At 73.3% G+C, this 13113-nt stretch carries 16 protein-coding genes; 10 read left to right on the top strand and 6 right to left on the bottom strand.

From position 1 onward, the window contains the following. Positions 1-73: 73 nt before the first annotated feature. Positions 74-1489: a PQQ-binding-like beta-propeller repeat protein gene (locus DY240_RS04110; RefSeq protein ID WP_119658690.1), complete on the bottom strand. Its 1416-nt coding sequence runs from the start codon at positions 1487-1489 to the stop codon at positions 74-76. Between the two features lie 194 nt (positions 1490-1683). Here DY240_RS04110 and DY240_RS04105 point away from each other — a divergent pair, with 194 nt between their 5' ends. The 5 genes from DY240_RS04105 to DY240_RS04085 all read left to right on the top strand — a co-directional run bounded on the left by DY240_RS04105 (position 1684) and on the right by DY240_RS04085 (position 4888). Further along, positions 1684-2526 (top strand): hypothetical protein, encoded by an 843-nt coding sequence (locus DY240_RS04105; RefSeq protein ID WP_147375191.1) that lies wholly within the window; start codon positions 1684-1686, stop codon positions 2524-2526. A gap of 44 nt (positions 2527-2570) precedes the next feature. Continuing rightward, the gene (locus tag DY240_RS04100) at positions 2571-2984 is read left to right on the top strand and encodes a thioredoxin family protein (protein WP_119658688.1); all 414 of its coding nucleotides are present in this window, start codon (positions 2571-2573) and stop codon (positions 2982-2984) included. 314 nt (positions 2985-3298) lie between these two features. After that, on the top strand, positions 3299-3742 hold the full coding sequence (locus DY240_RS04095; RefSeq protein ID WP_119658687.1) for a DUF4395 domain-containing protein: 444 nt from the start codon (positions 3299-3301) through the stop codon (positions 3740-3742). Further along, positions 3739-4587, top strand: a complete 849-nt coding sequence (locus DY240_RS04090; RefSeq protein WP_119658686.1) for a sulfurtransferase — start codon at positions 3739-3741, stop codon at positions 4585-4587. The genes DY240_RS04095 and DY240_RS04090 overlap by 4 nt, the downstream gene beginning before the upstream one ends. A 4-nt stretch (positions 4588-4591) precedes the next feature. Then, the gene (locus tag DY240_RS04085; RefSeq protein ID WP_119658685.1) at positions 4592-4888 is read left to right on the top strand and encodes a DUF1416 domain-containing protein; all 297 of its coding nucleotides are present in this window, start codon (positions 4592-4594) and stop codon (positions 4886-4888) included. Positions 4889-5456: 568 nt separating this feature from the next. Here the strand turns inward: DY240_RS04085 and DY240_RS04080 are convergent. Next, the gene (locus DY240_RS04080) at positions 5457-5819 is read right to left on the bottom strand and encodes a DsrE family protein (RefSeq protein WP_119658684.1); all 363 of its coding nucleotides are present in this window, start codon (positions 5817-5819) and stop codon (positions 5457-5459) included. Positions 5820-5883: 64 nt separating this feature from the next. Between DY240_RS04080 and DY240_RS04075 the strand changes: the two genes are divergently transcribed. Continuing rightward, a complete protein-coding gene (locus tag DY240_RS04075) occupies positions 5884-6306 on the top strand; it encodes a YybH family protein (protein ID WP_199700796.1) in 423 nt (140 codons plus the stop codon). Here DY240_RS04075 and DY240_RS04070 read toward each other — a convergent pair. Next, entirely contained in the window at positions 6300-7478 is a 1179-nt protein-coding gene (locus DY240_RS04070) for a hypothetical protein (RefSeq protein WP_147375190.1), read from the bottom strand. The two genes, DY240_RS04075 and DY240_RS04070, sit on opposite strands and share 7 nt — an antisense overlap. Positions 7479-7632: 154 nt before the next feature. On the opposite strand from DY240_RS04070, the gene DY240_RS04065 reads away from it, so the two are divergent. Together DY240_RS04065 and ygfZ are read left to right on the top strand one after the other, a co-directional pair. Then, complete coding sequence (locus DY240_RS04065) at positions 7633-8151, top strand: FABP family protein (protein ID WP_119658681.1); 519 nt, start codon at positions 7633-7635, stop codon at positions 8149-8151. Between the two features lie 29 nt (positions 8152-8180). Then, complete coding sequence (ygfZ, locus tag DY240_RS04060) at positions 8181-9152, top strand: CAF17-like 4Fe-4S cluster assembly/insertion protein YgfZ (protein WP_119658680.1); 972 nt, start codon at positions 8181-8183, stop codon at positions 9150-9152. Between the two features lie 4 nt (positions 9153-9156). Here ygfZ and DY240_RS04055 read toward each other — a convergent pair whose 3' ends face one another. Continuing rightward, entirely contained in the window at positions 9157-10002 is an 846-nt protein-coding gene (locus DY240_RS04055) for an NAD-dependent epimerase/dehydratase family protein (protein WP_119658679.1), read from the bottom strand. Between the two features lie 25 nt (positions 10003-10027). Then, the gene (gene dtd / locus DY240_RS04050; protein ID WP_119658678.1) at positions 10028-10459 is read right to left on the bottom strand and encodes a D-aminoacyl-tRNA deacylase; all 432 of its coding nucleotides are present in this window, start codon (positions 10457-10459) and stop codon (positions 10028-10030) included. Positions 10460-10534: 75 nt separating this feature from the next. On the opposite strand from dtd, the gene DY240_RS33655 reads away from it, so the two are divergent. Together DY240_RS33655 and DY240_RS04040 are read left to right on the top strand one after the other, a co-directional pair. Continuing rightward, positions 10535-10657, top strand: coding sequence for a hypothetical protein (locus DY240_RS33655; RefSeq protein WP_267901639.1), 123 nt, complete (start codon positions 10535-10537; stop codon positions 10655-10657). Between the two features lie 159 nt (positions 10658-10816). Next, positions 10817-11770 carry an asparaginase gene (locus DY240_RS04040; protein WP_119658677.1) on the top strand — a complete coding sequence of 318 codons (954 nt, stop codon included), beginning with the start codon at positions 10817-10819 and terminating at the stop codon, positions 11768-11770. Here DY240_RS04040 and DY240_RS04035 read toward each other — a convergent pair. Beyond that, entirely contained in the window at positions 11756-13015 is a 1260-nt protein-coding gene (locus tag DY240_RS04035) for an APC family permease (protein WP_119658676.1), read from the bottom strand. The two genes, DY240_RS04040 and DY240_RS04035, sit on opposite strands and share 15 nt — an antisense overlap. Positions 13016-13113: the final 98 nt, after the last annotated feature.

The following is a 13113-nucleotide window of genomic DNA, read 5'->3' as shown; positions in this document are numbered from 1 at the left end:
ATTTCGCCCCGCGAATGCCGAACAACTCCAAGATCAACGAGGGGGTGGCGGTGGGCCCGTCCCCGCGCGAGCGTCAGCCGGCGTCGGTGCGGCGGCCGCCGACCACGTAGTTCGGCTCGCCGACCGCGCCTTCGATGATCGCGACGCCGTACTCGCCGTCGACGAGGTCGAAGGGCTGCCGCGGCGGGTCGATCGCCGTCGCCTGCGCGCTGGCGAGGTCGAGGGTCAGCGTGCCGTTCTCGGTCGAGCCGTAGACCGTCGAGTCGTCGATGGCGGACCCCTGGATCGCGAAGTCCGTCGCGACCGGGGTGACCGTGCCGGCCTCGACGTCGAGGATCAGCGCCCCGTTCGACGAGCCCGCGAACAGGCGCCGTCCGTCGGGGGAGAGCAGCGCGCCGGCGCCACCCAGGCCGCCGGGGTCGGCGATGACCGGTTCCACGCCGACGAGGTCGGCGGCCGACGGCGTGGCCGGCTCGTGCGTGGCGGCGTCCAGCCAGGTGACCTCGAACGCGGTGGCGTTCTCGTCCGTCGCGGCGATGGTCAGCAGGTACGGGCCGACCAGCATCGTCATCTGGTTCGGGCCCTCGGCGAACAGGAGGTCCTCCTCGTTCGGCGTCGACGTGACGGTGTTCCAGGCCTCGGCGCCGTCGAACGTGCGGGCCAGCCAGCCGACATAGGTGTCGCCGTTCTCCGAGATCTCGTAGGCGATGCCGCGGACGTAGGAGATCAGCAGGTCACCGGAGACGCCCGCGAAGTACTCGTCGAGGTCGTACTGGCCGACGACCATCGGCTCCGGGTCACGGTTGACCGGGACGAACTCGGTGGCCCCCGGCTTCAGGAGGAAGTCGCCGGCCAGCACGCCCTGATCGGTCCAGAACACCTCGGTGTGCGGGTTCTCGCCCTGCGGCACGGTGATGTGCACCGCGGCCGGGAAGGACGGGTCCGCGCTGCCGGCGTCGCCCCCTTCGTCGCCACCGGCGTCGGCCGGCCAGGCCAGGTAGCCCCACGCCGTCGACGCCTCGGTGAGCGCGTCGCCGGCGTCGTTCTCGGTGACCACCACGGCGACGCCGGGCTCGCCGTCGACCTCGGCGGCCCGCAGCGCCGACACCGGACCGGGCAGCACCTCGGACTTCCACAGCCGCTCGCCGGTCTCGGCGTCCAGCGCGACGATGCGCCGTGCCGACGTGGGGTCGGAGGCATCCGGCTCGAGGGCGAAGACCGTGCCGTCGACCAGCGCCGGGCGTTCCAGGTCGGGGTACGACCAGCAGTCGTCCGGGTCGAGGCCCTCGGGCAGCGAGCCGCTGAGCTCCGGCGGGCAGCTGAACTGCGGGGCCGTCTCCTCCGGGGTGGACGGCTCGTCCGACGGGACTTCGCTCGGTGCCTCGGTGCTGGTCTCGTCCGCCGACGGCTCGGAGTCGTCGCCGCACGCCGTCAGGGCGACCGCGGCGACGGCCAGAAGCGCCGCCATACGGCCGCGAATGTTCGTCATGTCCAGTGGATCCTCTCGAACGTCCTGTGCGGTGTGCCCGTCAACGTAGAACGATGTGCCATATACCGTAGGAGACGAGGTGGCGTCCAGGAGGCGAGATCGAGATCACGCCGTGCCTCAGGGGCAGCCGGACTGTTGTGGAGTTGTTGTCATTTCGGCGTGGGTGGGCGGTCCGCGTCTGCGAGCATTCAAAGGTGCCCTCCGTTCATGCCTCGCTGGCCGTCGCCGCCCTCGCTGGCGTGCTGGCGCTCGCATCGGCGTCGGGGAGCACGCTCCTGGCCGGTGGCCTCGCCCTGGTCATCCTGATCTTCACGCTGGGCGGCGTCGCCGCAGCCCGGGCCGGCGCGGCTCGCTGGTCCGCCGGCATCGCGCTGGTGGCCGGGCTCGGCGCGCTGGCGTGGACGTGGGCCGAGGGCGGCTCCGACCTCACGCCCATGGCGGCGGTGCTGGGTCCCACGCTGGTGGCGTCGATCGTCGTGCAGTTGTTGCGACGCGACGGGCGGTCCGGGCTGACCACGTCGCTGGCGGTGGCGGTCACCGCGTGCGTGCTGGCGGTGCTGCCGGTGGCCTGGCTGGCGCTGCGCGAGTCCGGCGACGGCGAGTACCCGGTGGGGCTGGCGCTGCTCGGCGTCGGCGCGGTCGGGCTCGCCGAGGCGTTGCCGATGTCGCGGGCGGTGCGCCGGCTCATCGGCGTGCTGCTCGCCGCGCTGGGCGCCGGCGCGCTGGTGCTCACCACCGACTGGGTCGGCGACGCCGTGCCCGCCGTCAGTGCCGTCGTCGTCGCCACCTTCGCCGGGCTGCTGGCCGCCGTCGCGTTCGCCGCCGTCGACCGGCTGGCCGACGAGTTCACGCCGCAGCCGGAGCCGGTGGCGGTGCGGGTGGGCGGCGCCCCCGCGGCCGAGGCCGGCACGGGTGACGGCGCCGAGGTCGCGGCGGTTCCGCGGGGCGCCGCCGCGTTCCTGCCGCTCCGGGTGAGCCTGCCGTTCGTCGCCGCCGCCCCCGTCGCCTACGTGCTGGGCCGCATCTTCGTCAGCTGAGACCCGCGGGAATCCGCCGGCGCGGCGGGCGCGTTGTCCTCGATGTGACAGGACTGGTGGTCGTGGTCGCCGTGCTCGCGGCCGCCACGGCGTTCGGGCTGTGGCGGCGGGCGCGCGACGGCCGGGTGGTGGAGGCGCGGGTGGACGAGCAGCTGCTGGGACCGGAGGAGCTCGGGGCGCCGCTGGGCGAACGGGCCACGCTGGTGCAGTTCTCGACGGCGTTCTGCCAGCCGTGCCGGGCGGCGCGTGCCACGCTGGCGCACGTCGCGGCCGACACCGACGGCGTGGTGCACGTCGAGATCGACGCCGAGCACCACCTCGACCTCGTCCGCCGCCTGAACATCCTGCGGACGCCCACCACGCTGGTGCTCGACGGCAGCGGCCGCATCGTCCGGCGGGCCACGGGGGCACCGCGCCTGGCCGACGTTCGGGCCGCGCTGCCCGCCCTTCCCGCCTGACCGCCTCCAAGCCGACCGCGAGGTCTCAGGCAGCGGCGAGTTCCACAAGGAAAAGGACAATTGGCCGGATCGCGAGACGGCATATCTCGGTATTTGATACGGACGGTGACGGCGGCGGGCTGTCGCCGTACGCTCGGTCACATGTTCCGCACAGAGCTCTGGAAGCGCCGCGCCATCGACTTCGGTCGCGCCGCGTCCATGCTCTGTCTTCCCTGACGGGGAACGGCCCCGCCGCGCGGTCTCTCGCATCCGCGCCTTCCGGCGTGCCGCCGTTCCTGACGATCGTCTCCCGTTCCGTCCACGTCAGGAGGACCATGCCGACTCGCATCGACCCCCGAGGTCCCCGGTTCGCCGCCGCGCTCACCACCGTCGTCCTCGCGCTCGTCCTGGTCACCGGCAGCGCCTGGCTGCTGGCCGTCCAGGGCGTGGTGTTCGCGGCCGGAGCGCTGCTCGGGCTGCCGCGGGCGCCGTACGGGGTGCTGTACGCGCGGCTCGTCCGGCCCCGTCTCGGTCCGCCCGGCGAGCTCGAGGACGCCGCGCCGCCGCGGTTCGCCCAGACCGTCGGGCTGGTGTTCGCCGTCGCCGGCGTCATCGCCTTCGCGGCCGGGCTGACCGCCGTCGCGTACGTCGCCGTCGCGGCCGCCCTGGCCGCGGCCTTCCTGAACGCCGCCTTCGGCTTCTGCCTGGGCTGTGAGATCTACCTCGCCTACCGGCGTTTGTTCCCATCCCAACCCAACACCACGGAGGTCGCGTCATGAGCCGCGAGTCCAGCCTCGTCTCGGCCGACTGGGTCGAGCAGAACCTCGACAACCCGAAGGTGGTGCTCGTCGAGGTCGACGAGGACACCGCCGCCTACGACAAGAACCACATCCGCGGCGCGGTGAAGGTCAACTGGTCGACCGACCTGCGTGACCCGGTCCGCCGCGACTTCGTGAACAAGGAGCAGTTCGAGGCGCTGCTCGGCGGTCTCGGCATCTCCAACGACGACACCGTCGTGCTCTACGGCGGCAACAACAACTGGTTCGCCGCGTACGCCTACTGGTACTTCAAGGTCTACGGCCACGAGGACGTCCGCCTGCTCGACGGCGGCCGGAAGATCTGGGAGCTGGAGAGCCGCGAGCTGGTCGACGCCGTACCGACCCGCGAGGCCACCACCTACACCGCGAAGGACCCCGACAACTCCATCCGCGCCTTCCGCGACGAGGTCGTCGCCGCCATCGGCAGCCAGAACCTGGTCGACGTCCGCTCGCCCGACGAGTACGCCGGCCGGCTGCTCGCCCCGGCCCACCTGCCGCAGGAGGTGTCGCAGGTTCCGGGCCACATCCCGACCGCGGCCAACGTCCCGTGGAGCAAGGCGGCCAACGACGACGGCACCTTCCGCTCCGACGACGAGCTGCGGGCGCTCTACGGCGAGGCCGGCGTCGACTTCGGCAAGGACACCATCGCCTACTGCCGCATCGGCGAGCGCTCGTCGCACACCTGGTTCGTGCTGCGCGAGATCCTCGGCATCCAGAACGTCAAGAACTACGACGGCTCGTGGACCGAGTACGGCTCGCTGGTCGGCGTGCCGGTCGCGACCGGCGACGAGCCCGGGACGGCGTGATCTCATGTGCGGAGCCACCACCGGCGGCGTCTCGCTCGACGGCGTCGACACCACCAAGGAGACCGTCATCCAGGGCGTCGTCCACCGCGATGACGCGCCCCTGGCGGGCGCGTACGTGCGGCTGCTGGACGCGACCGGCGAGTTCACCGCCGAGGTCCCGACCAGCGCCACCGGCCAGTTCCGGTTCTTCGCCGCGCCCGGCACGTGGACGCTGCGCACCCTGGCGCCGGGGGCCGCGACGGTCGACCGCTCGGTCGTCGCCGACGTCGGCGTCACCGACGTCGACGTCTACGTCAGCTGATCGATCTCGCACGAACGGGGCCGGCACTCGCCGGCCCCGTTTGCGGCGTTGGGCCCCGTCCCCTGCTGCGTTGGGCCCGTCCCCCTGCTGCGTTGGGCCCGTCCCCCTGCTGCCCGATTGTCTTGGCCGCGGGCGCGCGCCTCAAGTCCGCGGCCTCCGACTGTGTGCTCTTCGGCTGTGGTTGGGGGCCTTGGACTTGACCCGCGCGCCCGCGGCTAAGAACGGGCAGCTATCAAGGGGACGGGGGCAGTGTGGCGACGACGCCGCGGCGTTCGGCGTTCGGGCCGCGCTTCTGTGTGAGTTTGGTGTCGTTGGATGTCCACCTGGTGAGATTTCACCGTGATTCCGGGGCCATCACGAGGATTGCCTGAGCATCACCAGGGCTGCAGGGGTGTTGATGCTCAGGTAATCCTCGTGATGTAGGCGATCCTGGATGATCATCGCTGTCTACATTCCGATAAACGGGGCGAAACGGGCACGCCAACGGCGAGTCGTGCCCGCTCTGCCCCCGTCCCCCTGATAGCTGCCAAGAACGGGCAGCAGGGGGACGGCCAGTGGGGCTCCACCCTCAGTAGACGAGGGCCTGGACGCCGTCGGCCATGATCTCCTCGACGAACGTCGGGGCGCCGGCGATGCGGACTCCGTCGATGACGTCGTCCGGGCCGATGTCGCGGCGGGCGGCGCACTGGGTGCACAGCGTCACCGTCCCGCCGGCCAAGAGCGCGTCCAGCAGATCCGGCAGCGGCGCCGCGTGCGGCAGCTGGAACTCGGCGGCCTTGCCGGGCAGGGCGAACCACGACGACTCGCCGGTGAGCCATAGCGAGACCGTCGCACCAGCCGCGAGCGCCGTCGTCGCGACGGTGAACGCCTGCGAGCACCGCTCCGGCGCGTCGGAGCCGGCGGTGACCTTGACCACGAGACGTCGCTCCATGGTCGCCAGCCTACGGGCCTCACATCCGGCGGCGCCGACTCGTCGGATGGGTATGACCGACACCATGACGGAGATCAGCGCGCTGCTGGAGCACCGCTCGGACGCCATCCGCTCCAAGGACCTGGAGCGGCTCATGTCGTTCTACGCCGACGACATCGTCTACTTCGACCTCGTGCCGCCGCTGCTGTACGCCGGCGCCGACGCGTTGCGGGCCCGGTTCGCGGACTGGTTCGGCCGCTGGGACGGCCCGATCGGCCAGGAGGTCAGCGACCTGCACGTCGAGGCCGGCGGTGACGTCGCCGCCGTGCACATGCTGATCCGCACCAGCGGCACGCTGGCCACCGGGCGCGAGGTCGGCTACTGGGTGCGGGCGAGCGATGCCCTCCGCCGGACCGGCGGCGCGTGGTCGATCACCCACGAGCACGTGTCGCTCCCGGTCGAGTTCCCCAGCGGGACGGCGGCGATGGACCTGCTGCCGCCTCAGTAGCGCAGCTCGGCCGGGAAGAGCGGCTCGGTCAGCAGCCGGGCGAACCGCGCCCGCCGGCCGTCCGCGTCCGCATCGAGCCACCCGCGCACCAGCTTCCAGCCCTGGAAGTAGCCCTGCACGTAGACGCCCGCGCCGGGCGAACGCAGGTACGCGACGGCCCAGGCGGTCTCGGCCTCGGTGAGCAGCGCCCAGCGGGTGAGGTAGCCGGCCACCTCGTCGTCCGGCCGGCCCTCGGCCGCCAGGAGCGCGGCGTTGCCCCACGCGCCCCACAAGGCCGTCCGGGCCTCGTGGATCGCGGCGAGCTCGCCGGCGACGGCGCCGTCCAGGACGTGATGGGCGAGCCAGCGCTGCGCCTCGTCGCCCGGGAAGGCGATCTCCTGGGCGTGCAGGCCGATGCCCTCGCTGACCACGAACGCCGGCGACAGCAGCGGCCGGACCGCCCGCTCGGGCTCGGCCGCGGTGTCGCCGTAGGTGAGCATCGACTCGGCGATGTGGCCCGGGAAGGTCTCGTGGGCGACGACGTACAGCAGGTCGGCGCCGTTGAACGGCTGACCGGCGGCGAGATACAGCGTGCCCCGGCCGCCGCCGGCGTGGTGGCCGCGGTTCGGGCCCGGCTCCTGCCGGACGTCGATCTCGACGACCTCCGGCAGCGCGGCGAGCGTCCGGGTGCGGGCGACGCACTCGGCGACGGCGGCCTCGGCGCACTCCGCCACCCGCTCGTCCGGCAGCTGGTGCGCCCGCTGCCAGGCGTGCCATCGCTCCGCCAGCGATCCCGGCCCCGGCGGCAGCGCGCCGGCCAAGCGGTCGTGGGCGGCCGCGAACGTGTCGTCAGGCTCGGGCGCCACGGGCACGCCCAGGCAGCGGCCGGCGTACTCCGCGAACGGCATCGTGACCCCGTCCAGCCCGCGGGCGACCGCCTCGATCGCCGTCAGCGTGGCGCGCAGCCGCTCGGCCCGGACGCCGTCCACCGGCACGGTCTCGCGCAGTGCGCCGGCATCGTCGGCCAGCCGGCCGGCTGCGACCGGATCCTCCGCCGCGACCGCGGTCCGCCACTCCTCCGGCCCGGTGTAGATCAGCCCGGGGCCCGCGCCGGACTCCTCGAGGCGCCGGCCCAGCCGCAGGGCCAGCACCGCGTAGTCGCGCCACCACCCGTCCAAGAGTTGAGTCGACATGACTCAAGTATGACGTGGCTGTGGGCCGGCCGCGGCGACCGGATAGACTCCGCACCGTGCTCGAACTCGTCTTCACCAGCATCCTCGTCCTGGTCACGGTCGCCGCCGGCCTGATGGGCCTGCTGGTGGTCTACAAGCTGTTCAAGGGTCAGGCTTGATCGAGATCCCCGACGACCTCCACCCGGCCTGCCTGCCGATCGCCTGGCTGCTCGGCCGCTGGGAGGGCGCCGGCCTCGGCGACTACCCCACCATCGAGGCGTTCCGGTTCGGCCAGGAGGTCGAGTTCACCTACGTGCCGGACAAACCGTTCCTCTCCTACCGCAGCCGCAGCTGGATCCTCGACGACGACGGCAACCTGGTGCGGCCGGCGGCGCGCGAGACCGGCTACTGGCGGCCGCAGGACAACGGCGAGATCGAGGTGCTGCTCACGCACCCGACCGGGTTCGTCGAGATCTACCTCGGGCAGACCGAGCCGGCCCGGGTCGAGCTGGCCACCCGCGGCGTGCTGAAGACCGAGACGGCGAAGGACTACCGCACCGGCCACCGGCTCTACGGGCTGGTCAACGGCGCGCTCATGTACGTCTACGAGATGTCGGCCATGGGGCACGAGCTGCAGCCGCACCTGTCGGCGGAGCTGAAGCGGGTGACCGGAGCAACGGAAGCCAGGGATTGATCCGGCTTCGCCGGGTGTTCGATAGAGACATGGACGTTTACCGCAGCCCGCTGCTGGACACCCCCGGAGCCGTCGCGGCCACCGAGCCCGACGAGGGCGTCGCCGCGCACTACGGCGACCCGTTCCGCGAGCAGCGCCGTCTCGTCGCCGGCGAGGGCGCGGTCGACCTCTCCCACCGGGGCGTCCTGCGGGTCGGCGGCCCCGACCGCCTCACCTGGCTGCACCAGCTGATCACCCAGCACGTCGAGCGGCTCGAGCCGCACCGGGCCACGTCCGCGCTGGTCCTCGACGCGAACGGCCGGGTCGAGCACGCGCTGTACGGCGTCGACGACGGCGAGGCGTTCTGGTTCCACGTCGAGCGGTCCTCCGCCGAGCCGCTGCGCGACTACCTCGAGAAGATGACGTTCTGGTCCCAGGTCGAGATCACCGACGTCACCGACGAGTACGCCGTCGTGTGGGAGCCGGTGACGCAGCCGGCGCGGCACCTGAGCCGGGTCACCGAGCGCGGCCGCGACGTGTTCGTCCCGCGCGCCGAGCTCGCCGCGTACGTCACCGCCCCGGCCGGCGTGTGGGCGTACGAGGCGTTGCGCATCGAGGCGCGCGAGCCGCGCCAGGGCCTCGACACCGACGACCGCACCATCCCGCACGAGGTCGGCTGGATCGGCACCGCCGTCCACCTCGACAAGGGCTGCTACCGCGGCCAGGAGACCGTCGCCCGGGTGCACACGCTGGGCCGGCCGCCGCGCCGGCTCGTGCTGCTGCACCTCGACGGCTCCGTCGACACGCTGCCCGAGCACGGCGCCCCCGTCGAGCTCGACGGCCGTGCCGTCGGCACCGTCGGATCGGCCGCCCGCCACCACGAGCTGGGCCCCATCGCCCTCGCCGTGGTCAAGCGGAACACCCCGGTCGACGCACAGCTCCTGGCCGGCGGGGTGGCCGCCGCGCAGGAGGTCGTCGTCGACCCCGAGGCCGGCCTGCACGTGCGGGCCCAGCTGCGCTAGCCGCTCAGGCGGTGCGCCAGCTGTAGCGGGGTTCGTAGCCCAGCACGCGGCGGGCCTTGTCGATGGCCAGCAGTGTGTCGTGCACGCCGACGTCGCGGCGCCGCTCCACGCCGGGGAAGACCTCGTCCAGCAGCTCGCCGTTCGGCCGCTCCATGACGGTGTCGGCGTTGGCGATGACGAACACGTCGGCGCCGGTCAGCGGCGCCTCCAGCGCCAGCCGGATCGCCTGGGCGGCGTCGCGGGCGTCGATGTAGCCCCACAGGTTCCACTTGCGTGCCAGCGGGTCGTCCTGGAACGCGGCGAACCGCGCGTAGTCCTCGGGGTCCATGACGTTCGACAGCCGCAGCCCGATGATCTTCCGCTCGGGGTCCCACCGGCAGAACTGCTCCGCCATCGTCTCGCCCACGAGCTTGGACAGCGAGTACGCCGTCTCGGGCCGGCCCGGGTACTCCTCGTCGACGGGCACGTAGGGCGGCGGGGTGTCGAACGGCAGGCCGAGCACCGTCTCGCTGGACGCCCACACGAGGTTCTTGATGTTCAGCTGCCGGGCCGCCTCGAACACGTTGTAGGTGCTCAGCGTGTTGACGGAGAACGTGACGGGGTTCGGCGCGAGCCCCGGCGCCCGGATCGCGGCCAGGTGCACGATGCCGGTGACACCGTCGACGCGGTCGTCGATGCCGGCGAACGCCGCCACCGTCTGCCCGTAGTCGGTGAGGTCGACGCGGCTGTGCCGGACCGACGGGTCGGCGGGCGGCGCGAGGTCCACCGAGACGACGTCGTAGCCGTGCGCCGTCAGGTCGGCGACGCAGGCCCGGCCGGCCTGGCCGCTGCCACCGGTCACGATGATCATGGAGCTCCCTCCGTCGGCGACGCGCTCAGGCGTCGAGGATCAGGGTCACCGGGCCGTCGTTGACCAGGCTGACCTTCATGTCGGCGCCGAAGACGCCGGTCTCGACGTGCGCGCCGAGCCCGCGCAGCGCCGCGACGAACGCGGCGACGAGCGGCTCGGACACCGGCCCCGGCGCGGCGGCGCCCCATGACGGGCGGCGGCCCTTCGCGGTGTCGGCGTAGAGCGTGAACTGGCTCACGACGAGGATCGGCGCGCCCACGTCGGACGCCGACCGTTCGTCGTCCAGGATCCGCAGCCCCCACACCTTGCGGGCCAGCTTGGCCGCGCCGTCGGCGCCGTCGTCGTGCGTCACCCCGACCAGGACCAGCAGGCCCTGCCCGTCCGGCTCGATCCGGCCGACGGCCTTCCCATCGACGGAGACCGACGCCGACGTCACCCGCTGCACGACCGCTCGCATGCCCCGCATCGTCGCACGAACGCGGCGGCCGTTCGCCGCCAGCAGCCCTCCGCGCCGAACCGGAGGATCGACGGCATGAACACATCGCTTCCCCCGACCGGCCGGGTGGCCCTGGTCAACAACGCCGCCCTGTACTCCGCCGGGCCGATCGACGAGCTCGGCGCCGACGAGTTCGACCGCACCGGCTGTACGCGATGAGCAAGACCGCGCCGTCGCGCACCTCGCCGGTGACGACGGCCGCTACATCACCGGGACGTCGGTGCTGGTGGACGGGGGCTTCACCAGCTGAGGGCGGGGCGGCTGGCTGCTCGTGACAGGATCGTCGCACCGAAACGCGGCGAGAACACGAGGAGCGACATGCACGCGGGCGACGCCGTCCTGGTGGCTGAGGTGGTCCGATCGGGGCTGGTGGAGTCCCGGCACCGAGGCTCGGTGGCCGCGCTGGCCGCCGACGGGTCGGTGGCCTTCGCCGCCGGGGCCGCCGAGGCTCCCATGTACCCGCGCTCGTCGAACAAGCCGGCCCAGGCGGCCGCGATGCTCCGGCTCGGTCTGCCGCTGGACGGCGAGCTGCTCGCGCTCGCGGCCGCCAGCCACTCCGGCGAGCCGATCCACCTCGAGGGCGTCCGGCGCATTCTCGAGCTGGCGGGCCTGGACGAGTCGGCGCTGCGGAACACGCCGGGCTACCCGATCGACGCCGACACGATGGCCGACTACGTGCGCAAGGGCGGCGAGCCGTCGTCGCTCACCGCCGACTGCTCCGGCAAGCACGCCGCCATGCTGCTCACCTGCGTCGTGAACTCCTGGCCGACGGAGGGCTACCTGGACCCCGCGCACCCGCTGCAGACGGCGATCCGCGACACCGTCGGTGAGCTGGCCGGCGCGCCCGTGGCCCACACCGGCGTCGACGGCTGCGGCGCGCCGCTGTTCGCGATGCCCCTCGTCGGGCTGGCGCGACTGTTCCGCTCGCTCGCGCTGGCGCCGTCGGGGACGCCGGAGCGGCGGGTGGCCGAGGCGATCCAGAAGCACCCCGAGTACACCAGCGGCACCACCCGCGACGAGGCGCAGCTGATCCGCGGCGTCCCCGGCCTGTTCGCCAAGGCCGGCGCCGAAGCCGTCATCGCCGCCGCGCTCGACGACGGCCGCGCCGTCGCCGTCAAGATCGACGACGGAGGTCAGCGCGCGCGGATGGTCGTCCTGGTCGCCGCGCTGAAGCGGCTGGGCGTGGACGCGCCGGTGCTCGACGAGCTCGCCGCGGCACCCGTCCTCGGCGGCGGCGTCCGCGTCGGCGAGATCCGGTCAGCCCTGCGCTGATCGCGCCCCACGCTTCAGCGCGGCCGCTCGTAGCAGCATCACCGCGGCGAGAACGGCGGCGCCGAGGAGGACGGTCTCCCACGGCAGCGACACCGCGAGCAGCACGCACGCGACCAGCCCGGCCGCCGACAGCCAGCGCGGCCAGCGCCGTTCCTCCGGTCCCAGCCGCCACGCCGAGGCGTTCGCGACGGCGTAGTATACGAGCACCGCGAACGCGCTCGCCGCGAGCGTCGTCGCGAGGTCGCCGATCAGCACGAACAGCACCGTCACCACCGCGGAGGCCAGCTCGGCACGGTGCGGGACGCGGCGCCGCGGATGCACGGCCGCCAGTGCGCGAGGCAGGTCGCCGGACGAGGCCATCGCGAACGCCGTCCGTCCCACCCCCGCCTGCAGGGAGAGCAGCGCACCCAGCGCCGCCACCGCAGCTCCCGCGGCCACGACCGGTTCCAGCCACCCGGCGCCCGCCGCCGCGGCCACGTCGCGCAGCGGCTGCGACGACGCCGCGGTGCCGGGCGCGCCGAGCACCAGCAGTACCGCCAGCCCGACCACGGCGTAGAGCAGCAGCGTCGCCGTCAGCGATACCACGACCGCCCGCGGGATCGCCGCCGGGTCGCGGACCTCCTCGCCCAGCGTCGTGATCCGCGCGTACCCGGCGAACGCGTAGAACAGGACGGCGGCCGAGCCGAGCACACCCAGCGGCCCGGCCGACGACGGCCCGGACGACCAGTCCGCGGCGACGCCCGCGCCGCTCAGCCCCGTCACCACGACCACCATTAGCACCGCGGCGACGACGGCCACCAGCACCGCCCCGACCCGCGCCGTCTTCGTCACCCCGGCGAGGTTGACCGCCGTCACCACCATGACCGCCGCCAGCGCCACCGGCACGGCCCGTTCCGGCCACAGGTACGCGCCCACCGCGAGCGCCGCCGTCGCGCACGACGCCGACTTGCCCAGCACGAACGCGTGCCCCGCGAGCGCGCCCCACGCCTCGCCCAGCCGCAGCCGGCCGAAGTGGTAAGCGCCGCCGGCCTGCGGGTGGACGGCGGCCAGCTGGGCGGTCGACGTCGCGTTGCAGAAGGCGACGAACGCGGCGATCGCCAGCCCGGCGAGCAGCCAGGCGCCCGCCGCCGACGCCGCCGGCTGCCAGGCGACGAAGACGCCGGTGCCGATCATCGCGCCGAGGCCGACGGCGACGGCGTCGCCGGTGCCCAGGCGGCGAGAGAGGCGCGAGTCCGGTGCGGTCACCCGCCCATCCTCCCTCCCGGACGACGCGACGGGACGGCAACGGCGGGCGAACGAACGGCGACCGAACCGTGACCTGGCGGGGAACGCTGGAATGGTAT

Source organism: Jiangella rhizosphaerae (genome assembly GCF_003579925.1).
In the GTDB taxonomy this organism is placed as follows: Bacteria; Actinomycetota; Actinomycetes; order Jiangellales; family Jiangellaceae; genus Jiangella; species Jiangella rhizosphaerae.
The sequence above is the reverse complement of the archived record's forward strand: the minus strand, read 5'-3'. Positions and strand labels throughout refer to the sequence as shown.

What these genes read in the sequence shown, in the direction of transcription:
- DY240_RS04095 (WP_119658687.1), top strand. Translation starts at nt 3,299, where the DNA reads ATGCCGACTCGCATCGACCCCCGAGGTCCCCGGTTCGCCGCCGCGCTC.
- DY240_RS04070 (WP_147375190.1), bottom strand. Translation starts at nt 7,478, where the DNA reads ATGTCGACTCAACTCTTGGACGGGTGGTGGCGCGACTACGCGGTGCTG.
- DY240_RS04090 (WP_119658686.1), top strand. Translation starts at nt 3,739, where the DNA reads ATGAGCCGCGAGTCCAGCCTCGTCTCGGCCGACTGGGTCGAGCAGAAC.
- DY240_RS04075 (WP_199700796.1), top strand. Translation starts at nt 5,884, where the DNA reads ATGACGGAGATCAGCGCGCTGCTGGAGCACCGCTCGGACGCCATCCGC.
- DY240_RS33655 (WP_267901639.1), top strand. Translation starts at nt 10,535, where the DNA reads ATGAACACATCGCTTCCCCCGACCGGCCGGGTGGCCCTGGTCAACAAC.
- DY240_RS04055 (WP_119658679.1), bottom strand. Translation starts at nt 10,002, where the DNA reads ATGATCATCGTGACCGGTGGCAGCGGCCAGGCCGGCCGGGCCTGCGTC.
- DY240_RS04040 (WP_119658677.1), top strand. Translation starts at nt 10,817, where the DNA reads ATGCACGCGGGCGACGCCGTCCTGGTGGCTGAGGTGGTCCGATCGGGG.
- ygfZ (WP_119658680.1), top strand. Translation starts at nt 8,181, where the DNA reads ATGGACGTTTACCGCAGCCCGCTGCTGGACACCCCCGGAGCCGTCGCG.
- DY240_RS04080 (WP_119658684.1), bottom strand. Translation starts at nt 5,819, where the DNA reads ATGGAGCGACGTCTCGTGGTCAAGGTCACCGCCGGCTCCGACGCGCCG.
- dtd (WP_119658678.1), bottom strand. Translation starts at nt 10,459, where the DNA reads ATGCGAGCGGTCGTGCAGCGGGTGACGTCGGCGTCGGTCTCCGTCGAT.
- DY240_RS04085 (WP_119658685.1), top strand. Translation starts at nt 4,592, where the DNA reads ATGTGCGGAGCCACCACCGGCGGCGTCTCGCTCGACGGCGTCGACACC.
- DY240_RS04110 (WP_119658690.1), bottom strand. Translation starts at nt 1,489, where the DNA reads ATGACGAACATTCGCGGCCGTATGGCGGCGCTTCTGGCCGTCGCCGCG.